This is a genomic window from Bradyrhizobium sp. 18BD, from assembly GCF_054185225.1.
In genome coordinates, this window is sequence record NZ_JAVAYL010000010.1 from 113,055 (window position 1) to 132,752 (window position 19,698).

The following is a 19,698-nucleotide window of genomic DNA, read 5'->3' on the forward strand; positions in this document are numbered from 1 at the left end:
CCTTGGGGTGGGCAAAGCGACGCGTGCCCACCGCCGACATCATCGTCCTGGAAAGATGGTGGGCACGGCGTAAGAGCGCCTTTGCCCACCCTACGGCACCTCTCGTGTTGAGAGCGCTAGCCCGGGCGATAAGCTCCGGTCACCGGGTCACGCTTCAACGTCTGGATATTCCCCATGCGGGCGGCCTCGGCGACGCGCGACAGGCGCATCTCCTCCAGCTCCTGATTGATCCGGACAGCGGTCTTGTAGGCCCAGCGGACCACGGCAAGCCCGCCCAGAACGCCCGCGAAAGCGACGAACGGCGGCATCGGTCGATCCTTGTCTAGTGCTCAGCCCCCACACGCATATTCGCGCACTCCGGGCTGCGCCGCAATTGGCTCAGTCCGGACCAAATGGCGCGGGATGCGCTTCGCCTAGAACCCGAATTTCGCCCAAATCGCCCGCGTCTCGACCGCCGAGATCAGATCGTCCGGCAGGCCGGCCATTGATTCCATGGCCGAAAGCTGCCCCGCGCCGGGCGCTTTCCGGCCCAACAGGCCGGAGAGCAGACCGGTCGGCTGGGCGATCACAGGGGTGAGAACCTTCTCGCCATAGCGGGCACGAAGAGTTGAGCGGAGATCGCCGATGCTGTCGGCGAGCCCCAGCGCGATCGAGCTTTCGCCGGCCCAATATTCTCCCGTGAACAGCGTGTCGTCGCTGCCCTTCAATCGCGCGCCGCGGCTCTCCTTCACCAGCGAAATGAAGATCTGGTGGATCTCACGCTGGATCGTCTTGAGCTTGGCCACATCGTCCGGATTTTCCGGGAGGAACGGGTCGAGCATCGCCTTGTGAGTGCCGGCGGTGTAGAGGCGCCGCTCGATGCCGAGCCGCTTGATCGCCTCCTGGAAACCGAAGCTGCCGCCGACGACACCGATCGAGCCGAGGATCGAAGAGGGATCGCAGATGATCTCGTCGCCGGCGCAGGCGATCATGTAGCCACCGGAGGCCGCGACGTCCTCGACGAACACCAGCACCGGCAGCTTCTTCTCCGCCGCGAGCTGCTTGATGCGTAGATAGATCTGGCGCGACTGCACCGGCGAGCCGCCGGGCGAGTTGATCACCAGCGCCACCGCCTTGGCGTTCCGATACGAAAACGCCCGCTCCAGCACCCGTGCGACACCGGCCAGCGACATGCCCGGGCGCAGCGGCGTCACCGCGCCGATCACACCCGACAGCCGGACCACCGGCACCACCGCCGCACCGGGACGGAAGCGCGCCGGCAGATAGCCCATGAGCTTGTCGGCCAGGCCGGAACTCTCTCGATCATTCAATTGTGCGGCCATGCCGTTACCTCTGGTTAACCATTTCTTATCACGCGAGTGTCATTGAAAGTGCCTGGAACGTGTTTTGCAGTCTGCCCGTTGGGAAGCTGCAATAAGGCAGCGGAGGAAACGCGATGAAGATCTACCTGCTGATGCTGCTGATGTGCGCGCTTTTCACGGCGATTCGCTTCACACCCGCGCAAGAGCAGCAGTCGGAATCGCTTCCGCAGTAAGCCATCACGGCTCAGCCAGCGGCAACACCGCCCTCCCCTCCAGAATCTCTCTCACCTCTTTTTTAGGCACACGTGACTCCTCGTTGAGCATGAGGCCCGGCAGTAATCGAGTCGGCGCCCGGCCGCCCTTGACCGCGCGCACCAGCACGCGGATCGCGGGCCGTCCCGTTTCTCCATGAACCGGCAGGATGACAAGGCTGCCGAAGCCGCGTGACAGCGCTGCCAGAACGTCCGTGATTCCATCTGCACGCCAGATCAAGGTCAGCGCGCCATTCGATCGGAGGATGCGCCGCGCTGCATGCACCCAGGCATGCAGAGTCTCTTCCGTCGCCACATGCGCGGTGTGGCGGGACTGATCCGGCGAGCCGCGATGGCGGGCGGGGTCGTTGAAGGGCGGGTTCGTTAGCACCACGTCGACGCTGTCAGCCATAAGTCCACAGGCCGCGAACGCCTGCGCATCGGCGGTGACGTCGAGCACGATCGCCTCGGCCGCGATTCCATTCGCCGCCGCGTTGGCGCGCGCGAGCTCCGCCAGTTCCGGATCGATCTCGACCAGGCTCAGCCCGATACCGGCGACGCGGCGGGCAAGCGCGAGCCCGGCCGTGCCGATGCCGGCACCGAGATCGACCACCCGATCGCCCGCCTGCGCGTGCGTCGCCGCCGCCAGCAAAATGGCATCATGCCCGGCGCGATGGCCGGTGCGCCGCTGCTTCAGCCGCAATTGTCCGCCGAGAAAGGCGTCCTCGGTGAGGTCGGCCTCAATCATCGCCGCGCAGTTCGTGGCTGAGGCCGGCCTCGGTGAGGAGCGCCCGCGCCTCCTGGGCATCGTCCTCATGGACCAGGATTCGCCGCGGCAGGATCCCCAGCGAGCCCTCGATGATGCTCATGTTCTGGTCCAGCACCAGATGATGGATGTTGGCGCCGTCGAGCAACGCGCCGATCGCCGACACCAGCACCATATCGTTGGTCCGAACCAGTTCACGCAAAACGCAGATCTCCTGCCTGAAGGGGGCTAAAGCGGCAAATGTCAATGGTTCCGCGGGCCTTGCCGCATGCGCCGCCAGTTTCTATTGTATTTCCATCAGAATAGCCCTTCCGGGGCAAATATTGGAGACCGGCGTGGCCGTCATCGTACCTTTCGAAACTCCCGGCGCGTCGATCGAAGAGCTGGTTGCCCTTGTCGCCCCTGACATGGAGCGCGTCAACGCCACGATCTTGTCACGGACCGGCTCCGACGTGACCATGATCCCTGAAGTCGCCAACCATCTGATCTCCTCCGGCGGCAAGCGCCTGCGGCCGATGCTGACGCTGGCGATGGCCAACCTCGCCGGCTACGCCGGCGACGGCCACATCAAGCTCGCCGCGTCCGTCGAGTTCATGCACACCGCCACGCTGCTTCACGACGACGTCGTCGACGAGAGCGAGATGCGCCGCGGAAAACTGTCGGCGCGCATGCTCTGGGGCAACGAGGCAAGCGTACTGGTCGGCGACTTCCTGCTCGGCCAGGCGTTCCGCATGATGGTCGAGGTCGGCTCGCTGCGCGCGCTCGACATCCTGTCTGCTGCCGCCGCCACCATCGCCGAGGGCGAGGTGATGCAGCTGGCCGCCGCCAAGAACACTGCGACCACCGAGGACGAATATCTCGCCGTGATCCGCGGCAAGACCGCCGAGCTGTTCGCCGCGGCCTGCGAGGTCGGCCCCGTGATCGCCAACCGCCCCAAGGCCGAGCAGACCGCCTGCCGCTCGGTCGGCATGAATCTCGGCATCGCCTTCCAGCTCGTCGACGACGTGCTCGATTACGGCGGCAAGAGCGCCAAGCTCGGCAAGAACACCGGCGACGATTTCCGCGAGGGCAAGATCACCCTGCCCGTCGTGCTCGCCTTCCGCCGCGGCAACGACACCGAGCGCGCGTTCTGGATCAAGGCGCTGGAGCGCGGCGAGATCGGCGACACCGATCTCGACCATGCCATCGGGCTGATGAACAAGCACCGCGCGCTGGAAGACACGCTCAGCCGCGCCCAGCACTACGGCGCCATGGCGGTGGATGCGCTGGCGCTGTTCCCGCCCTCGCCGATGAAGAGCGCACTGGAGCAGGTGGTGGCGTTCTGTCTGGCACGGTCGCACTGAGCTCGGCCGCCTGACGTCACTTTCGATTTCTGGACTGCCATTAGTCCCGTCATCCTGAGGCGCGAGGCATGGGACGCAACGCGTCCCATGGGGAGCCTCGAAGGATGTACGGCCGAGCTGCAGCCAGGCCGTTCGCCCTTCGAGGCTCGCTGCGCTCGCACCTCCAGCGACAACGGCTTCGCCGTTGCGCGGGGGTGACGGCGATAGATTGTGTGTTCTGCTGCCACACCGTCATTGCGAGCGCAGCGAAGCGACGAAGCAATCCAGGCTGCCTACGCGGAGGGCTTCTGGATTGCTTCGCTTCGCTCGCAATGACGGAGCAGGGTGCGCGAGCACTGTCCACCAACTCACATTAACGCTCGTAGCCACAATTCCTGCCGTCGCCTGACACGCTCCACGTCCGAAGTACCACCCAGTCACTTGCATTTTGCAAGCCACTCCCCTACCTTCCGCCGCATGCAGCCCAAATCCCCCTCCATCCTGGAATGCCCGGTCGGCCGCGCCGTGGAGACGGTCGGGGAATGGTGGAGCATTTTGATCCTGCGGGATGCGTTTCAGGGCGCAACCAAGTTCGACGAGTTCCAGCAAAGCCTCGGCATTGCGCCGAACATCCTGTCGCGGCGGCTTGCCCATCTGACCGAGAGCGGCATGTTCGTCCGTCGCCGCTATCATGAGCGGCCGCCGCGCTACGAATATGTGCTGACGGACAAGGCGCGCGATTTCTTTCCCGTAGTTGCGGCGCTGCTGGCCTGGGGCAACAAGCATCTCGCCCCCAAAGGCGAATCCATCATTCTGGCGAACCGCAAAGATAGTCGTCCGTTCGACCCGATCGTCGTCGATGCCGCCGATATGCAACCGATCACGCTCGCCAATGCGGTCGTCATCGCAGGCCCCCGCGCCAGCCGCGGCATGCGCGCGCGGCTCACCTCGCTCAAAGCCATGAACCCGGCCGTCGCGCCGGCTGGAGACTGACATGCGTCGTATCGTCGTGACAGGCATGGGCGCGGTGTCGCCGCTCGGCTGCGGTGTCGAATTGTCGTGGCGCCGGCTGCTTGCCGGCCAGAGCGGGCTGCGCCCCCTGCCTGAATGGGCGCAGGCGCTTCCGGCGCGCATCGCCGGCCTCGTGCCCGACAAGGCCGATGACGCCGAAGGCGGCTTCGATCCCGCACACGCCGCAGCGCCAAAAGACCAGCGTAAGATGGATCGCTTCATCCTGTTCGCGCTGCTCGCCACCGCCGAAGCGGTCGCGCAGGCCAAATGGATGCCGCAGGACGCTGCGGCATTGGAGCGAACAGCAACGATCATCGCGTCCGGCGTCGGCGGCTTCCCGGCGATGGCGGAAGCGGTGCGCATCACCGAGCAGCGCGGCGCGCGCCGGCTCTCGCCATTCACGATTCCCTCGTTCCTCGCTAATCTCGCCGCCGGCCATGTCTCGATCAAATATGGCTACAAGGGCGCGCTCGGCACGCCGGTCACGGCCTGCGCCGCCGGCGTGCAGGCGATCGGCGATGCCGCACGCATGATCCGCGGCGGCGAGGCCGATGTCGCAATCTGCGGCGGCGCGGAAGCCTGCATCGACATCGTCAGCCTCGGCGGCTTTGCCGCGGCGCGCGCACTGTCGAGCTCCTTCAACGACGAACCCACACGCGCCTCGCGCCCGTTCGATCGCGACCGCGAGGGATTTGTCATGGGCGAAGGCGCCGGCATCCTCGTGATCGAGGATCTCGAGCATGCGCTGGCGCGCGGCGCGACGCCGATCGCGGAGATCATCGGCTACGGCACGACCGCGGACGCTTATCACATGACGTCGGGTCCGCCCGACGGCGACGGCGCCCGCCGCGCCATGGAGATCGCGCTCCGGCAGGCCAATCTTGCGCCCGCGGATCTGCAGCACCTGAACGCGCATGCGACCTCGACGCCGGCCGGCGACGAGAGCGAGCTCGGCGCCCTCGCCGCGCTGTTCGGCCGCAATCGCGGCATTGCTGTCAGCGCGACCAAATCGGCCACCGGCCATCTGCTCGGCGCCGCCGGCGGGCTGGAGGCGATCTTCACCATCCTCGCCTTGCGCGACCAGATCGCGCCGCCGACGCTCAATCTCGAAAACCCCGATCCGGGCGCCGACGGCATCGACATCGTCGCAGGTCGCGCGCGGCCGATGCCGATGCTCAACGCCATCTCCAACGGCTTTGGCTTCGGCGGGGTGAATGCCAGCGCGATCTTCCGCCGCATGGGCTGAACGACGGGCCTTGCAATCGCGGCACGCTGCGCTACGAAAACAGCATGATCGACACGAATTTCTGGCTGTTCCTGGCAGCCGCCTGTCTCATCGCCGCCGTTCCCGGCCCCGGTATTTTCTACGTCGCGGCACGCACCTTGTCGGAGGGGCGCACCAGCGGCTTCGCCTCGACCGCCGGCACGGCGCTGGGCGGGCTGGTTCACGTCGTTGCGGGCAGCCTCGGCATCTCCGCGATCATCCTGGCCAGCGCGGAGCTGTTCGCTTCCGTGAAATTCGTCGGCGCGCTCTATCTGGTCTGGCTCGGTATCAAGACCTTCCGCAGCGCCGGCCGCGCGCTGTCGCTGGAAAGCGAAGCAATCGGCGACAAGCGCGCGTTTCGTGACGGCGTGCTGGTCGAGGCGCTGAACCCGAAAACGGCGGCGTTCTTCCTCGCTTTCATTCCGCAGTTCCTCGATCCCGCGGGATCGAACCCGACGCTGCAGTTCATCATGCTGGGCGCGATCTCGGTGACGCTGAACACGCTCGCCGATGTCGTCGTGGTGCTGATGGCCTCCGCGACGCGCACGCAACTGATCGGACGGCCGCATCTGATGCGGCGTCTCACGCAGGGCTCCGGCGTCTTCATCGCCGGCCTCGGCCTCTCGCTCGCACTGGCGCGGCGGCCGGCCAATGGCTAGCCCCCCGCAAGACCGCTTCTACGAATCGCACGGCCTGCGGCTGCATTACGCCGATTGGGGCAACGAGAGCGCGCCGCCTCTCATCCTGGTTCATGGCGGCCGCGATCATTGCCGGAGCTGGGATTTCATCGCGCGGTCGCTGCAGTCGCATTTCCACGTGGTCGCGCCCGATCTGCGCGGCCACGGCGATTCCGACTGGACCAAGGGCGGCAGCTACGCGCTGACCGAATATGTCTACGATCTCGTCCAGCTTGTCCGCAGTCTCGGCGCGCCAGAGATCACGCTCATCGGCCATTCCATGGGCGGCATGGTGAGCCTGATCTTCACGGGATCGTTCCCCGAGCTCGTCACGAAGCTGGTCGTGCTCGACGGCGTGACCATGCTGCCGGATTCACCGAAGCCGCCGGTGCATGAGCGCATCGGCAAATGGGTCGGCCAGCTCGACAAACTGCAGGACCGCACCCCGCGCCGCTATGCGACCCTCGATGCTGCGGCCGCGCAGATGGTGCTGCACAACAAGCGCCTGTCCCGCGACCTCGCACTGCATCTCGCCACCCACGGCGCACGGCAGAACGAGGACGGCACCTATAGCTGGAAGTTCGATCCCTATCAGCGCACCAGTGCACCGCACCGGCTCTGGCCGGACGATCACCTCGCGCTGTGGTCGCGCATCGCCTGCCCGATGCTGCTGCTCAATGCCGGCGAAAGTTTTCTGGCCGGCGCGAGGGGGGCAAGCCTGGAGCGCTATTTCCCGCAGGCGCGCATCGAGACCATCGCCGGGGCCGGACACTGGCTGCAGCATGACAAGCCGCAAGAGGTGTTGGGTGAGATCCGATCGTTTCTCGGGTTGGCCGAAGAAAGCAACGGCTAGCTCAACTGCCGTAGCCCGCATGAGCGTAGCGATATGCGGGACGGCGCGAGGAAGAATCCCGGATATCGCTTCGCTCATCCGGGCTACGGATCGTCGCTAACGTCGCTGCGCGCTTCCGCCAGAAATGGCGCCAACGCCGGATTGAGATTGCCCGGCCGCCAGGCGACCACGTGCTCGATGATTGGCGCGTCTTCGAGGTCGCAGAACGCCAGGTTCGCAATTCCGAGCTTTGCCATCGACTGCGGCACCAGAGCGATCCCGAGATTCTCCGTCACGAGGCTGACGATGGTCTGCTGCAGCTCGACCTCGAGCCTGAACGTCGGCTCGAACCCGCCCGAACGGCAATAGCTCACGATCGACTGACGTAGTTTCGGTGCCACTTCGGCTGGTGCTGCAATGAAGGCTTCGCCATTGAGCTGTTCCGCCGCGATCGTCGTCTTCGAGGCGAGCGGATGGCTGGCGTAGACGGCAAGGCTGAGCGGTTCGCGAAAGATGACATGGGTCGCCAGACCGCGCACGGGACCGGGATCGAACAGAATCGCCGCATCGAAGCGCCCGGTCAGTACCGCGTCGCCCAGGATTGCGGGGATCACCTCGCGCAGCTCGACGCGCACGCCCGGATGGTTCGCCATGTAGCGCCGCATCAGGCCCGGCAGGACCGTATAGGCCGCGTGCATCATGAAGCCGACGGAGAGTTCGCCGAGCTCGCCGCGCTCGGCCATGCGCGCGTTCTGGCACGCCTGGTCGAAACTGATCAGCACCGCCCGTGCGTCCTCCAGGAAGCGCCGGCCGGCGGGGGTCAGCGTCGTGCGCCGCGATTGACGGTCGAACAGGCGGACCCCGAGGTCCTTCTCCAGGGTCGCGATCTGCCGGCTGAGAGGGGGCTGGCTGATGTGGAGGCGCTCGGCGGCGCGGCCGAAATGCAGCGTCTCGGCCACAGCCACGAAATAGCGCATCTGTCTGATGTCGATCATATTTATACCGAAAAGGTATGAAGCAGCGCAACAATCAGTATTGGATGATATCAATCCGGTTGGATAGGCCTAATTGGACCTTCCAAAACCAGGCATCCCCAATGCTCTCCACCCTCGCGGCCGTTCTCCCTATTTTCGCGCTCATCTTCGCCGGCTGGCTCGCCCGGCGGATCGGCGTCCTCGGTCCGCACGCGTCCGGCGAGCTGAACCGCTTCGTCGTGTATCTCGCGCTTCCGGCCCTGCTGTTCGATATCGTCGCGCATGCGCGATGGGCCGAGGTCTGGCATCCGCGCTTCATCGCCGCCTTCGGCATCGGCGCGGCGCTGGTGTTCTGTCTGACCATCACCGTTCGCCTGCGCCGCCCGCGACATCTCGCCGACGCCGCGATCGACGCCCTGAATGCAGGCTATGCCAATACCGGCTTCGTCGGCTTCCCCCTGGCGCTCGCCGCACTCGGTCGCGAGGCTCTGGCGCCGACGCTGATCGCTACGATCATCACGGTCTGTGTGCTGTTCGCGATCGCCATCGTCCTGATCGAGACCGGGCTGCAAACCGAGAAGCGGCGCCGGCATCTCTTCGCCAAGGTCGGCGGCTCGCTGATCCGCAATCCGCTGCTCGTCGCTCCCGCTGTAGCTGCGATCGTACCGGTCGCCGGTCTCAGCGTGCCCGATGCCGCCGAGAGTTTTCTCAAGCTCCTCGGTGGCGCAGCTTCACCATGCGCGTTGGTCGCGCTCGGCCTGTTCCTCGCGACCAGGCGCGACAGCTCCGAAACGAATGTCGGGTCGGCGGCGCTGCTCGTGAGCTTCAAGCTCGTGCTCCAGCCAACTGTCACCTGGGTGATGGCAACCGCCGTGTTCGGCCTCTCACCGCTGCTCACGCACACGGCGGTGCTGCTGGCGGCGCTTCCGACCGGCACGGGTCCGTTCATGCTGGCGGAGTTTTACAAGCGCGAGGCGGCGATGACGTCGAATGTCATTCTGGCGTCAACGGTCACGTCGATCCTGACCATTAGCGGATATCTCGCGCTGGTAAAGTGATCAAAAACCGTAGGGTGGGTAAAGCGAAGCGTGCCCACCACTTTGCATGACGTCGACACATGGTGGGCACGGCGCTATCGCGCCTTTGCCCACCCTACGGCAGCCACGCTTAGCTCAACGTCCCCGAATGCACCCACCAGCCGGGGTGGTCGCGCCGGATCTTTTCGGCGGCGGCATGGGCTTCGGTCGGCGCGCCGTAGATCGCAAAGCAGGTCGCGCCGGAGCCGGACATGCGCGCGAGCTTGACGCCGGCGGAGTCGCGAAGAGCGTCCAGCACCTCGCCGATCACGGGCTCGATGCGCAGCGCAGGCGCTTCGAGATCATTGGCGACGGTTTCGAGAACGTCGACCCAGTCGGCAATCGAGCCGCCCTCCTCCGGCCAGGCCGGCGCGTCGAGGACGGCGGTGGCGCCGACCAGAAGCTCGCCGTTGCGTAGGCCGAGTTCCTGGAACACGTCCTTGGTGGCGACAGGCACGCGCGGATTGACCATCACGCAGGGCATGCTCGGCAGTGCGAGCGGCAGCAATTGCTCGCCGACACCGGTCATGTCGCAGGCGCGCGAGAACAGGCACACCGGCACGTCGGCGCCGGTCGCGAGCGCAACCTTCTGGAGCCTGGGATCATCGAGCGAGAGATTGTTGAGACGCGCCAGCAGCCGCAGCGCCGCCGCGGCATCCGCCGAACCGCCGCCGATGCCGGCGGCAACCGGAAGCACCTTGTCGAGCGCGAAGGCGCCCAGCTTCAGATTCGGCACGGCTTCGGCCAGAAGCTTGGCCGCCTTGAACACGAGATTGTCGGACGTCTCGCCGCAGGCCGCGGCGAGCGGCCCCGTGGTGGCGAGCTTCAGCTCGCCGCCCGGCTCCAGCGTGAGCCGGTCGGCGCAGTCGGCAAACGCGACCACGCTCTCGAGATCATGATAGCCGTCGGCACGACGGCCAACCACGCGAAGGCTCAGATTGACCTTCGCGCGCCCTTCCTCAATCAACGTCGGCATTGGCGATCTACCCCCAAACGCACTCTCAACCGCCCTTGCCGTCGTCCTTCTTCTTGTCCGCCTGCGCGGCCGAAGAGTTCGAATTGTCGTCGGTCATGCCGTTGGCGATCTTGCCCTCGATCTTCGGAAGCTCCTCCGGCTCGGGCTTGAGATCGCGCGCATGCGCCCACTGGAATTTGGCTTCCAGCGTGCGGCCGACGCGCCAATAGGCATCGCCGAGATGGTCGTTGATGGTGGGATCCTCGGGCTTGAGGTCGATCGCGCGCTCGAGATTCTTCACCGCTTCTTCGTAATTGCCGATGCGGTAATAGGCCCAGCCGAGGGAATCGACGATGTAGCCGTCGTCGGGACGCTGCTCGACGGCGCGCTTGATCATCTTCATGCCTTCGTCGAGGTTCACGCCCTGGTCGATCCAGGAATAGCCGAGATAGTTGAGGACATGCGGCTGGTCGGGCTGAAGCTCGAGCGCTTTCTTCATGTCGGCTTCGGCCTTGCCCCACTGCTTGGAGCGCTCCTCGCAGATGCCGCGATAGTAGTACCAGACGCTGTTGGCCTTGTCGTTGCCGGCCGGCAGCACCTCGATGCCCTGCGAATAGGTCGCGCCGCAGTCGCCGAACCGCTTGCGGCCGCGCTCGATATTGCCGAGCGCCATGATGGCTTCGAGATCCTTGGAATCCTCGGTGGTCACGCCCTTGAGGATCTTGATCGCCTCGTCGGTGCGGTCGGCGGAGTCGAGGTCGATTGCGAGCTGGATCTGCGCGTTGCGCTTCAGCGGCGAGGTCGCCGGCACGCGCTCGTAGATCTTGATCGCCATCTGCGGGCGCTTCACCGATTCATAGAGATCGGCGAGCGAGAGCAGCGCCAGCGGGTGGGTCGGCTGCAAATAGAGCGAGAGCTGCAGATAGACCAGCGCCAGATCCTCGCCGCCGCGGCGGGTCAGCGTGGCGCCGATGCCGTAGAGCGCTTCGGCCGCGCCGGCTTGCGCGGAATCGACCAGCGGCGGCAGCTTCTTGCCGGCCTTGGTGTCGCGCAGGCCTTCCACGATCAACGGATGACGGGCGAGCTTCTTGTCGAACGCCTGGTAGACGGTGGTCGCCGCCGCCGCATCCTTGTTGCGCGACAGCCAGCGCGCATAGGCCTCGGTGACGCGCAGCATGGAATCGTCGAGCTTGTAGGCGCGTTCGAAGCGGGTGCCGGCGTCCTTCTCCTTGCCGGAGAGCTCGAGGATCATGCCGGCATGGAGATCCTTGAACAGCGGATACCATTCCGGACCTGCCAGTTTGTCGATGGTGGCGACGCCGCCCTTGGCATCGCCGGCGCCATAGGCGGCCCAGCCCGACAGCAGCGTGGCGACGAGATCGGTGATCGGACCGCGGATCGACTGGTTGATGTTGGTCTGCGCGGTCGCGTACTTCTTCATCTTGAGATCGTGCACGCCGACGACGAGGCGCGCGACGCGGTTGGTCTTGTCGATGGTGAGAATGCGCTCGGCGAGCTTGACCGCCTCGTCGATGTCACCGTCGGCGACCGAGGAGATGAAGGCGCGGTCGAGCAGCTCGTTGTTCTTGGGGTCGGTGCGCAGGGCCGAGCGGTAGAATGCGGCGGCCGAGGCCGCGTCGCGCTCGACGCTGGCGTGGCGGGCGGCGAGATAGCTGCCGGCGGTGGTGAGCGACTTCAGATCGTTTCGGGTCGGAAACTGCGCCGCCGTGTCGGACGGATGGTCCGGCGTCTGCGCCAGGACCGCGCCGGGGACCGTCGCGATCGCGGTGCCCATCAGGGCGATGGCGGCAACAGTCCAGCGGTTGAAACGATTTGAGAACATCAGGGCTCGCCTTGAGTTGGTAGTGCCTGGGTTTGCTGCAGAAAGCCGTCTCGCATGCGAACGCGACCGGTGGCATCGGGACCCGGAACCGTCGGGCCGACAATGCCGGTTTTGGCGCTTCACCGCAAGGATTCGGGCACGCGATCCCCTCCGCACGCCCCAAATCGGCCGACAACGCCCCAAGACGCTGCCAGTATGGCCTTATCGTGGCCGGGGCCCCTCACCGCAGCCGGGTTCTCACGCGAACGTGCGTCACAATGCCGGGGCACGTCACATTCGCCCCGGATCGATCGCCCTGATCCAACTTCCGGCTTACATCGCCTCGTAGTTCGGGCCGCCGCCGCCTTCCGGGGGAACCCAGGTGATGTTGCCGTTGGGGTCCTTCACGTCGCAGGTTTTGCAATGGACGCAGTTCTGGGCGTTGATCTGGTAGCGCGGGGTCGTGCCCTCCTCGACCCACTCATAGACGCCGGCCGGGCAATAGCGATTCGAGGGACCGGCGAACACGTCGTGCTCGGAGGTCTTCTGCAGGTTCATGTCGGCCACCTTCAGATGGACCGGCTGGTCCTCTTCGTGGTTGGTGTTGGACAGGAACACCGAGGACAGCTTGTCGAAGGAAATTTTTCCGTCCGGCTTCGGATAGTTCTTCGGCGCGTGGCTCTTGGCCGCATCGAGCGTCGACCGGTCGGGCTTGGCGTGCGACAGCGTGCCGAACAGCGAAACGCCGAACAGCTGGTTGGTCCACATGTCGATTGCGCCGAGGGGCACGCCGAGCAAGGTGCCGAACTTCGACCACAGCGGCTTGACGTTGCGGATCCTGAAGAGGTCCTTGCCGACCGCGGAATCGCGCCAGGCGTTCTCGTAGGCGACGACCTCGTCATTGGCGCGGCCTTCAGCGAGCGCGGCGGCGACATGCTCGGCGGCGAGCATGCCGGTGCCCATCGCGTTGTGCACGCCCTTGATGCGGGGCACGTTGACGAAGCCCGCAGCGCAGCCGACCAGCGCGCCGCCCGGGAAGGTCAGACGCGGCACCGACTGGTAGCCGCCTTCGGTGATGGCGCGTGCGCCATAGGCGAGCCGCTTGCCACCTTCGAACACGTCGCGGATCGAGGGATGGGTCTTGAAGCGCTGGAATTCATCGAACGGGGACAGATAGGGATCGTTGTAGTTCAGATGCACGACGAAGCCGACCGCGACGCGGTTGTCGTCGTAGTGATAGAGGAACGAGCCGCCGCCGGTGGAATTATTGAGCGGCCAGCCGAAGGAGTGCTGGATCAGACCCTTCTTGTGCTTGGCCGGATCGATCTGCCAGACTTCCTTCAGGCCGATGCCGAACTTCGGCGGTTCGCTGTTGGCGTCCAGTGCGAACTTCGCGATCAACTGCTTCGACAGCGAGCCGCGCGCGCCTTCGGCAAACAGCGTGTACTTGCCGAGCAGCTCCATGCCGCGGGTGTAGGAATCCTTGTGCGTGCCGTCCTTGGCGATGCCCATGTCGCCGGTCGCGATGCCCCGCACCGCGCCATTCTCGTCATAGAGCACTTCGGTCGCCGCGAAGCCCGGATAGATCTCGACGCCAAGCGCCTCCGCCTTCGGCGCAAGCCAGCGGCAGACATTGCCGAGCGAGCCGATGTAGCAGTGATGATTGTCCATCAACGGCGGCATCGCGAAATTCGGCAGCTTGATGCGGTTGTCGCCGAACATCCAGTAGAAGTGATCGTCCTTGACCTGAGTCTTCAGCGGACAGTCGGGATCCTCGCGCCAATCCGGGATCAGCTTGTCGAGCGAGATCGGATCGATCACCGCACCGGAGAGGATGTGCGCACCGACCTCGGAGCCCTTCTCCACGACGACGATGTTGAGATCGGCGTTGATCTGCTTCAGCCGGATCGCCGCGGCCAGGCCCGAGGGGCCGGCGCCGACGATGACGACGTCGAATTCCATGGATTCGCGCGGGGGAAGTTCTTCGGTGCTCATCTGATCTCAGCCCTTGAGACGGTTCCTTGTCATTTGCGCTCCCTTGTTTCCGATTTTTCCGGGTAGGACAACCACGGAAATGCGTTCCGGTGGGATGCAAGGCGCCTTAAGATGAACTAATAGTCTGACTTTCCAAATGATCCCAGAGCCCGCACCCACCGTCCGAGAGCTTCTCGCCTTCTATCTGGAGGCCGGCGTCGACTGCGCGCTCGCGGAGGAACCGATCGACCGCCTGGCGGAATTGGACACGCCGCCGCCGGCCCCGCGCGCGGCTCCGCCGGTCGAGGCACCGCGGCCGGTCGCCGCCCCCGCCGTGATGCGCGGCGAGGCCGCACCGGCACCCGACATCGCCATCGCCTCCGCGCGCGAGGCGGCGCGCACCGCGCCGACGCTCGAGGCGCTGCGCGAGCTGATGCATAGCTTTGAAGGCTGCGCGCTGAAGCACACCGCGACGCGGCTGGTGTTCGCCGACGGCAATCCGCAGGCGCGCATCATGTTCGTCGGCGAAGCGCCGGGGCGCGACGAGGACATCGAAGGGCTGCCGTTCGTCGGCCGCAGCGGCAAGCTGCTCGACCTCATGATCGGCGCGATCGGGCTCAACCGCACCACGGCTTACATCGCCAACGTCATTCCGTGGCGCCCGCCCGGCAACCGCACGCCGACGCCGCAGGAAACGCAGATCTGCCTGCCCTTCATCCAGCGCCAGATTGAGCTGGTGAATCCCGACGTGCTGGTGACGCTCGGCAATCCCTCGACGCAGACGCTGCTCTCGACCCGCGAAGGCATCATGCGCACGCGCGGCCGCTGGTTCGAGTACGAGACCGGCCAGCGCACCATCCGCGCGCTGCCGACGTTCCATCCGGCCTACCTGTTGCGCTCGCCGTCGTACAAGCGCCTGGCCTGGCAGGATCTGCGCGCGATCGCGAAGGTGCTGGCGGGCGCGTGAGGCGCTGGACGCTCCCTCCCCGTCATTGCGAGGAGCGAAGTGACGAAGCAATCCAGAACTGTTTCCGCGGACGGATTCTGGATTGCTTCGCGGAGCCTGTCATCGGGCCGCGCTTCGCGCGGACCCGTTGGCTCGCAATGACGACGGAGAGAGCGTGCACGCGGCTCAACTCCCCTTCGGCCGCACGATGGCCCAGCCGATGCGCAGGAGTTGCTGACGTCCCGTCACCAGCCATTCGAAGGCGCGCGGCACTTCGGGCACGATGCCGGGGAAGCGCGCGAGGATTTCCGGCGGCGGCGTGCCGGCGGTATCGGACGCGCGCCAGACCACGACGCCGCCAGTCTCGCTGAACCTGGCCTGGCTCATCCATGGGGTGCGCGCGGGCTGGGCATCGATGAAGAGATGCGGCCGGCCGGAATGCAGCGTGATCAGGCTCGCAAGCTGGGTCTCGCCGGCGACCGCGCGCAGGCGATGATTGGTGCGGCGGGCAAAGCTCTCGTCGAAGAAATCCGAGATCGCACGCGCCGGCATCGAGGTCGCGATCTCGTTGGCGCCGGTCCAGGGCAGGAACAGCACGGCAAGCACGACACCGGCGGCTGGTGCCACCACGGCCGCCGCCCACACCGTCCGCAGCATGCGCGCGCGGCGCATCGCGATGAGGTCGCCGGCCGTCACCACCACGGCAAGTCCGGACAACACCAGCACGACACCGGCACCGCCAACGACGGCATCGAGCCCGAGCACGCCCGCGATCAGCACCGCACCGAGCGCCGGCGCCAGCGCAAAGAAATAGACGAAGTTGCGCGCCAGCGGCTCGACCGGCGGGCGGTAGATGATCGGCGCCTCCTCGCCCTTGGCGACGAACACCCCGGTGTTGAGGAAGGTCAGCGCGGGAATCGCGGCTGCGCCGAGCACGAGCCCGCCGAGCAGCCAGGCCGCATGGATGGCGCGGGCGTTCAGCTCCTCGACCTGCGGCAAGGTCGGCAGCACCAGCGTCTCGGCGCGCATCAGCCAGACCGCATAGGGCATCGCCAGCACTGCGACGACGATCAGCGCGAACAGCGGATCGAGCGCGAGCAGCGTGCGGCGGCCGCCGGCGGTGGAGACCGCGAAGATGACGAGCAGGAGCAGCAGGAAGATCGCCGCCGGCGTGGTGAGCAGCAAGAGACCCGCCTCGATCGACCAGGCGAACCAGGCATTGCCGCGGCGCTGGCCGATGATCTGCCAGGAGTGCAGCAGCAGCAGCGCCCAGAGCGGGCGCGCCAGCACCAGCGGGCCGAAGTCGAGCGCGGGCGAAGAGAACGCCAGCACCGTCATGGTCAGGAGCACGGCGAGCACCGCCTGCTGCGAGCCGACCACGGCGCGGGAGAGATGGTAGAGCGCGATGAAGGTCGCGATCTCGCAGAGCTGGGCGAGCACATAGACGCCGAACATATGGCCGCCGGCGGCGCGGTAGGCGATGTCGGCGAGCCAGATCGGCAAGGGCGGGCCGAGATCAGTCCCGACCTGGTATTCCCGGCCGAAGGCCAGCAGGGTCGCCAGCGTGCCGGGCGGGCTGCGGTAGAACACCAGCGCCACGAACAGCCACATCGCCGCCTGCAGCAGCACGACGATCCACACGATCAGCCGCGGCCGGGCGCGAATGAGCTCGATGACCAGGGAGGTAAACCGCATGCAACGCCCGAAAGATGCAGCCAACCCGTCCAGCCGGCCCTATTCGCTCAAGACTGTTTTGATAAAGGGCGCTGCGCGTCGTGGCAACGACCGTCTACGCTAGAGGCCTGCTGAAGCATCGATTTCGACGGCCGCGTCCACCTGCACCTCGACCTCGGCAACTTCGAACAGATCCTGCACCGGCTCGACTGTCCAGGGCATGTGCTTGGCGCGCGCAGCCGCAACGGGGGCGAAGAAGCTGCGGTGATGGATCGTGGGGCCGAGGCGGTCGAGCGCGGCGAGATGCTCGGGGACGGCGTAGCCCTTGTGCTGCTCGAAGCCGTAGCCGGGGCAGTCCTGCGCCAGCGCGCACATCAGGCGGTCGCGCGTCACCTTGGCGACGATGGAGGCAGCCGCAATCGACAGCACGATACCGTCGCCGCCGATCACCGCCTCGCAGTCGCACGCCGTGTCGAGCCGGTCGCGGCCGTCGACGAAGACGTGGCGGGGCGCCTCGGGCAGCGCCACCACCGCGCGCTTCAGCGCCCAGAGCGAGGCCCGCAGGATGTTGTCGCGGTCGATTCGCGCCGTGGATGCGACGGCAACCGAGACCTGTGCGGTGGCGCAGATCCTGTCGAACAGCTTTTCGCGCTCCTCGGCGGTCAGCCGCTTGGAATCGTCGATGCCGCGCGGGATGCGGTCGGGATCGAGAATCACTGCGGCCGCGACCACGGGACCGGCCAGCGGTCCTCGGCCGGCCTCGTCACAGCCCGCAACCGGCCAGACGCCGCGCTTGATCAGCGCGCGCTCGCGGCGGAAACTTGGCGATGTAACCGCGATGATGGCTTTCTTGCCGACCGCGGCCTTGGCAGGCGCAGCCTTCTTCTCGGCAGCCTTCGCATCCTCGGTAGGCTTTGGGGCGGACTTGTCTCGAATCATGGCCGGGATCGTGCGCAAGCAGCCTCACTCGCGCAACCGGGAACCCCTGACAATTCCCGTTATTCAGGCCGCCCTATTCCGCCAGGTGCACCCGCCGGTCGTCGCCGACCTCGATACCGGGCGCGACCACGACCTCCCAGGGATGGCCGTCGGGATCGGCGAAATAGCCGGAATAGCCGCCGTAATCGGTCTCGTGCGCGGCCTTCAGCAACTTCGCGCCCTTGCCGAGCACGAAGGCCAGCACCGCATCGACCTCCTCGCGGGTCCGGCAGTTCCAGGCGAGCGTGATGCCGCGGAAGGCCGATGGCCGGGGATCGTCGGGCAACTTGGCGTCGGCTGCGAGCAGATCCCAGGGATACAGTGCGAGCACCGGACCGCCGGTGTCATAAAACGCAACCGCCTCCCCGGTCGCCTTCAGCCGGCGCGAGAAGCCGAGCGCGTCGTAAAAGGCGATGCTGGCCCGGATGTCGCTGACGCCGAGCGTGATAACGGTGAGCCTTGGCATAAGCTCTGGCACCGGAGCCGGCAATTCCTTACTCATGTGACGCCTCTTCCACTTCGTCTCTCAGAACAGGCTTAGCTGCTCGCCGTTCTGCTTCGGCCGCGCAAAGTGATCCGTGGTCAGCTTCGAGCGCCGTTTGTTGAGGCCGAGCCTGTCGCAGGCGATCTCGAAGCGGCGGCCGATGGTCCAGGCCATCGGGCCCGTGCCCTTCATGCGCTCGCCCCATTTGGCGTCGTAGTCGCGGCCGCCGCGCATGTCGCGGATCAGCGTGAAGACGTGGCGATAGCGGTCCGGATAGTTCGCCATCAGCCACTCGCGGAAGAGATCGCGCACCTCCAGCGGCAGCCGCAGCAGCACGTAGGAGGCTTCCTTGACGCCGGCATGGGCGGCGGCATCCAGAATGCGCTCGATCTCGGAATCGTTCAGCGCCGGAATGACGGGCGCGACCATCACGGTGGTCGGAATACCGGCCTCCGAGAGCTGCTTCAACGCCTCGAGCCGCTTCGGCGGTGTCGAGGCCCGCGGCTCCATGGTGCGCGCGAGTTTTGAGTCGAGCGAGGTCACGGAGATCGCGACCTTGGCAAGGTTCCGCTTGGCCATGCGCGCGAGAATGTCGATGTCGCGCACCACCAGCGCCGACTTGGTGACGATGCCGACGGGATGGCCGGTACGCTCCAGCACCTCCAGAATGCCGCGCATGATTTTGCGCTCGCGCTCGATCGGCTGATAGGGATCGGTGTTGGTGCCGATCGCGATCATCCGCGGCTCGTAGCCGGCGGCCGCGAGCTCCTTCTCGAGCAGCGCAGGCGCCTCGGGCTTCACGAACAGCTTCGACTCGAAATCGAGCCCCGGCGACAGACCGAGATAGGCATGGGTCGGCCGCGCGAAGCAGTAGACGCAACCGTGCTCGCAGCCGCGATAGGGATTGATCGAGCGGTCGAAGCCGATGTCGGGGGAATCGTTGCGTGTGATCACCTTGCGCGAGGTGTCGACCGCGACCGTCGTCTTGAACGGCGGCAGCTCTTCCAGGCTCTGCCAGCCATCGTCGAAGGCGACGCGCGCCTCGGCCTCATAGCGGCCGCTGGCGTTGGACTGCGCGCCCCGGCCGCGCCTGCGGGCGCGGTCGATGGCGACGCCAAGCTCGGGAAAGTCAGAGTCCGCACCCGCCGGCTCGGAGGGCGCCTTGACCGGCGGGTGCTTGAGAGCATGAGAGGATGCTGCTGGACTCATGCAGCCAAGATAGCACGCAAAAGGAACAAATCAAGAACGCAAACAAAAAACGTGAAAACAACCCCATGCACAGTAGAGCTGCCCAAACTTCGCGCGCTGACTTTTGACCTCACGCAACACTGCGTGAGCCTGATCCCGTTTGATGCGGGCAAGTATCAATCTTGGGATCGATCTCGCCGGAA

General features: G+C 66.1%; 19 protein-coding genes. 7 read left to right on the plus strand and 12 right to left on the minus strand.

All coding sequences use genetic code 11. The features are described 5' to 3' along the window. Window positions 1–116: 116 nt before the first annotated feature. The 4 genes from RAD16_RS19480 to RAD16_RS19495 all read right to left on the minus strand — a co-directional run bounded on the left by RAD16_RS19480 (window position 117) and on the right by RAD16_RS19495 (window position 2,520). Window positions 117–308 carry a hypothetical protein gene (locus RAD16_RS19480; RefSeq protein ID WP_456748185.1) on the minus strand — a complete coding sequence of 64 codons (192 nt, stop codon included), beginning with the start codon at window positions 306–308 and terminating at the stop codon, window positions 117–119. Between the two features lie 105 nt (window positions 309–413). After that, window positions 414–1,322 carry a S49 family peptidase gene (locus tag RAD16_RS19485; protein ID WP_458159517.1) on the minus strand — a complete coding sequence of 303 codons (909 nt, stop codon included), beginning with the start codon at window positions 1,320–1,322 and terminating at the stop codon, window positions 414–416. A gap of 216 nt (window positions 1,323–1,538) precedes the next feature. Beyond that, the gene (locus RAD16_RS19490) at window positions 1,539–2,300 is read right to left on the minus strand and encodes a tRNA1(Val) (adenine(37)-N6)-methyltransferase (protein ID WP_458159518.1); all 762 of its coding nucleotides are present in this window, start codon (window positions 2,298–2,300) and stop codon (window positions 1,539–1,541) included. Next, window positions 2,293–2,520, minus strand: coding sequence for a putative signal transducing protein (locus tag RAD16_RS19495; RefSeq protein ID WP_008131471.1), 228 nt, complete (start codon window positions 2,518–2,520; stop codon window positions 2,293–2,295). Before RAD16_RS19495 ends, RAD16_RS19490 begins: the two co-directional genes overlap by 8 nt. Before the next feature lie 133 nt (window positions 2,521–2,653). On the opposite strand from RAD16_RS19495, the gene RAD16_RS19500 reads away from it, so the two are divergent. The 5 genes from RAD16_RS19500 (at window position 2,654) to RAD16_RS19520 (ending at window position 7,445) form a co-directional block, all read left to right on the plus strand. Further along, window positions 2,654–3,661 carry a polyprenyl synthetase family protein gene (locus RAD16_RS19500; protein WP_458159519.1) on the plus strand — a complete coding sequence of 336 codons (1,008 nt, stop codon included), beginning with the start codon at window positions 2,654–2,656 and terminating at the stop codon, window positions 3,659–3,661. A 456-nt stretch (window positions 3,662–4,117) separates the two neighbouring features. Beyond that, on the plus strand, window positions 4,118–4,633 hold the full coding sequence (locus RAD16_RS19505; RefSeq protein ID WP_458159520.1) for a winged helix-turn-helix transcriptional regulator: 516 nt from the start codon (window positions 4,118–4,120) through the stop codon (window positions 4,631–4,633). A 1-nt stretch (window position 4,634) separates the two neighbouring features. Further along, window positions 4,635–5,897: a beta-ketoacyl-ACP synthase II gene (gene fabF / locus RAD16_RS19510; RefSeq protein ID WP_458159521.1), complete on the plus strand. Its 1,263-nt coding sequence runs from the start codon at window positions 4,635–4,637 to the stop codon at window positions 5,895–5,897. Window positions 5,898–5,941: 44 nt separating this feature from the next. Then, entirely contained in the window at window positions 5,942–6,574 is a 633-nt protein-coding gene (locus RAD16_RS19515; protein WP_458159522.1) for a LysE family translocator, read from the plus strand. After that, entirely contained in the window at window positions 6,567–7,445 is an 879-nt protein-coding gene (locus RAD16_RS19520; RefSeq protein ID WP_458159523.1) for an alpha/beta fold hydrolase, read from the plus strand. Before RAD16_RS19515 ends, RAD16_RS19520 begins: the two co-directional genes overlap by 8 nt. Window positions 7,446–7,528: 83 nt before the next feature. Here the strand turns inward: RAD16_RS19520 and RAD16_RS19525 are convergent, their stop codons facing one another. Continuing rightward, window positions 7,529–8,419: a LysR family transcriptional regulator gene (locus RAD16_RS19525; RefSeq protein WP_458159524.1), complete on the minus strand. Its 891-nt coding sequence runs from the start codon at window positions 8,417–8,419 to the stop codon at window positions 7,529–7,531. Between the two features lie 101 nt (window positions 8,420–8,520). On the opposite strand from RAD16_RS19525, the gene RAD16_RS19530 reads away from it, so the two are divergent. Further along, window positions 8,521–9,456: an AEC family transporter gene (locus tag RAD16_RS19530; RefSeq protein ID WP_458159525.1), complete on the plus strand. Its 936-nt coding sequence runs from the start codon at window positions 8,521–8,523 to the stop codon at window positions 9,454–9,456. Window positions 9,457–9,565: 109 nt separating this feature from the next. On the opposite strand, the gene RAD16_RS19535 is transcribed toward RAD16_RS19530, so the two are convergent. From RAD16_RS19535 to RAD16_RS19545, 3 genes are all read right to left on the minus strand, one after another. Then, the gene (locus RAD16_RS19535; RefSeq protein ID WP_458159526.1) at window positions 9,566–10,450 is read right to left on the minus strand and encodes a 4-(cytidine 5'-diphospho)-2-C-methyl-D-erythritol kinase; all 885 of its coding nucleotides are present in this window, start codon (window positions 10,448–10,450) and stop codon (window positions 9,566–9,568) included. A 25-nt stretch (window positions 10,451–10,475) separates the two neighbouring features. Beyond that, window positions 10,476–12,272, minus strand: a complete 1,797-nt coding sequence (locus RAD16_RS19540; protein ID WP_458159527.1) for a tetratricopeptide repeat protein — start codon at window positions 12,270–12,272, stop codon at window positions 10,476–10,478. 312 nt (window positions 12,273–12,584) lie between these two features. Further along, entirely contained in the window at window positions 12,585–14,246 is a 1,662-nt protein-coding gene (locus tag RAD16_RS19545; RefSeq protein ID WP_458159528.1) for an electron transfer flavoprotein-ubiquinone oxidoreductase, read from the minus strand. A 136-nt stretch (window positions 14,247–14,382) separates the two neighbouring features. Here RAD16_RS19545 and RAD16_RS19550 point away from each other — a divergent pair, with 136 nt between their 5' ends. Beyond that, on the plus strand, window positions 14,383–15,192 hold the full coding sequence (locus RAD16_RS19550; protein WP_458159529.1) for a uracil-DNA glycosylase: 810 nt from the start codon (window positions 14,383–14,385) through the stop codon (window positions 15,190–15,192). 165 nt (window positions 15,193–15,357) lie between these two features. On the opposite strand, the gene RAD16_RS19555 is transcribed toward RAD16_RS19550, so the two are convergent. The 4 genes from RAD16_RS19555 to RAD16_RS19570 form a co-directional block, all read right to left on the minus strand. After that, a complete protein-coding gene (locus tag RAD16_RS19555; RefSeq protein ID WP_458159530.1) occupies window positions 15,358–16,866 on the minus strand; it encodes a glycosyltransferase family 39 protein in 1,509 nt (502 codons plus the stop codon). Between the two features lie 99 nt (window positions 16,867–16,965). Beyond that, a complete protein-coding gene (locus RAD16_RS19560; protein ID WP_458159531.1) occupies window positions 16,966–17,784 on the minus strand; it encodes a ribonuclease HII in 819 nt (272 codons plus the stop codon). Window positions 17,785–17,857: 73 nt separating this feature from the next. Continuing rightward, window positions 17,858–18,325, minus strand: a complete 468-nt coding sequence (locus tag RAD16_RS19565) for a VOC family protein (RefSeq protein ID WP_458159532.1) — start codon at window positions 18,323–18,325, stop codon at window positions 17,858–17,860. Window positions 18,326–18,349: 24 nt separating this feature from the next. After that, a complete protein-coding gene (locus RAD16_RS19570; protein WP_458159533.1) occupies window positions 18,350–19,516 on the minus strand; it encodes a PA0069 family radical SAM protein in 1,167 nt (388 codons plus the stop codon). Window positions 19,517–19,698 lie beyond the last annotated feature (182 nt).

What these genes read in the sequence shown, in the direction of transcription:
- RAD16_RS19480 (WP_456748185.1), bottom strand. Translation starts at nt 308, where the DNA reads ATGCCGCCGTTCGTCGCTTTCGCGGGCGTTCTGGGCGGGCTTGCCGTG.
- RAD16_RS19485 (WP_458159517.1), bottom strand. Translation starts at nt 1,322, where the DNA reads ATGGCCGCACAATTGAATGATCGAGAGAGTTCCGGCCTGGCCGACAAG.
- RAD16_RS19490 (WP_458159518.1), bottom strand. Translation starts at nt 2,300, where the DNA reads ATGATTGAGGCCGACCTCACCGAGGACGCCTTTCTCGGCGGACAATTG.
- RAD16_RS19505 (WP_458159520.1), top strand. Translation starts at nt 4,118, where the DNA reads ATGCAGCCCAAATCCCCCTCCATCCTGGAATGCCCGGTCGGCCGCGCC.
- fabF (WP_458159521.1), top strand. Translation starts at nt 4,635, where the DNA reads ATGCGTCGTATCGTCGTGACAGGCATGGGCGCGGTGTCGCCGCTCGGC.
- RAD16_RS19515 (WP_458159522.1), top strand. Translation starts at nt 5,942, where the DNA reads ATGATCGACACGAATTTCTGGCTGTTCCTGGCAGCCGCCTGTCTCATC.
- RAD16_RS19520 (WP_458159523.1), top strand. Translation starts at nt 6,567, where the DNA reads ATGGCTAGCCCCCCGCAAGACCGCTTCTACGAATCGCACGGCCTGCGG.
- RAD16_RS19525 (WP_458159524.1), bottom strand. Translation starts at nt 8,419, where the DNA reads ATGATCGACATCAGACAGATGCGCTATTTCGTGGCTGTGGCCGAGACG.
- RAD16_RS19530 (WP_458159525.1), top strand. Translation starts at nt 8,521, where the DNA reads ATGCTCTCCACCCTCGCGGCCGTTCTCCCTATTTTCGCGCTCATCTTC.
- RAD16_RS19535 (WP_458159526.1), bottom strand. Translation starts at nt 10,450, where the DNA reads ATGCCGACGTTGATTGAGGAAGGGCGCGCGAAGGTCAATCTGAGCCTT.
- RAD16_RS19540 (WP_458159527.1), bottom strand. Translation starts at nt 12,272, where the DNA reads ATGTTCTCAAATCGTTTCAACCGCTGGACTGTTGCCGCCATCGCCCTG.
- RAD16_RS19545 (WP_458159528.1), bottom strand. Translation starts at nt 14,246, where the DNA reads ATGAGCACCGAAGAACTTCCCCCGCGCGAATCCATGGAATTCGACGTC.
- RAD16_RS19550 (WP_458159529.1), top strand. Translation starts at nt 14,383, where the DNA reads ATGATCCCAGAGCCCGCACCCACCGTCCGAGAGCTTCTCGCCTTCTAT.
- RAD16_RS19555 (WP_458159530.1), bottom strand. Translation starts at nt 16,866, where the DNA reads ATGCGGTTTACCTCCCTGGTCATCGAGCTCATTCGCGCCCGGCCGCGG.
- RAD16_RS19560 (WP_458159531.1), bottom strand. Translation starts at nt 17,784, where the DNA reads ATGATTCGAGACAAGTCCGCCCCAAAGCCTACCGAGGATGCGAAGGCT.
- RAD16_RS19565 (WP_458159532.1), bottom strand. Translation starts at nt 18,325, where the DNA reads ATGAGTAAGGAATTGCCGGCTCCGGTGCCAGAGCTTATGCCAAGGCTC.
- RAD16_RS19570 (WP_458159533.1), bottom strand. Translation starts at nt 19,516, where the DNA reads ATGAGTCCAGCAGCATCCTCTCATGCTCTCAAGCACCCGCCGGTCAAG.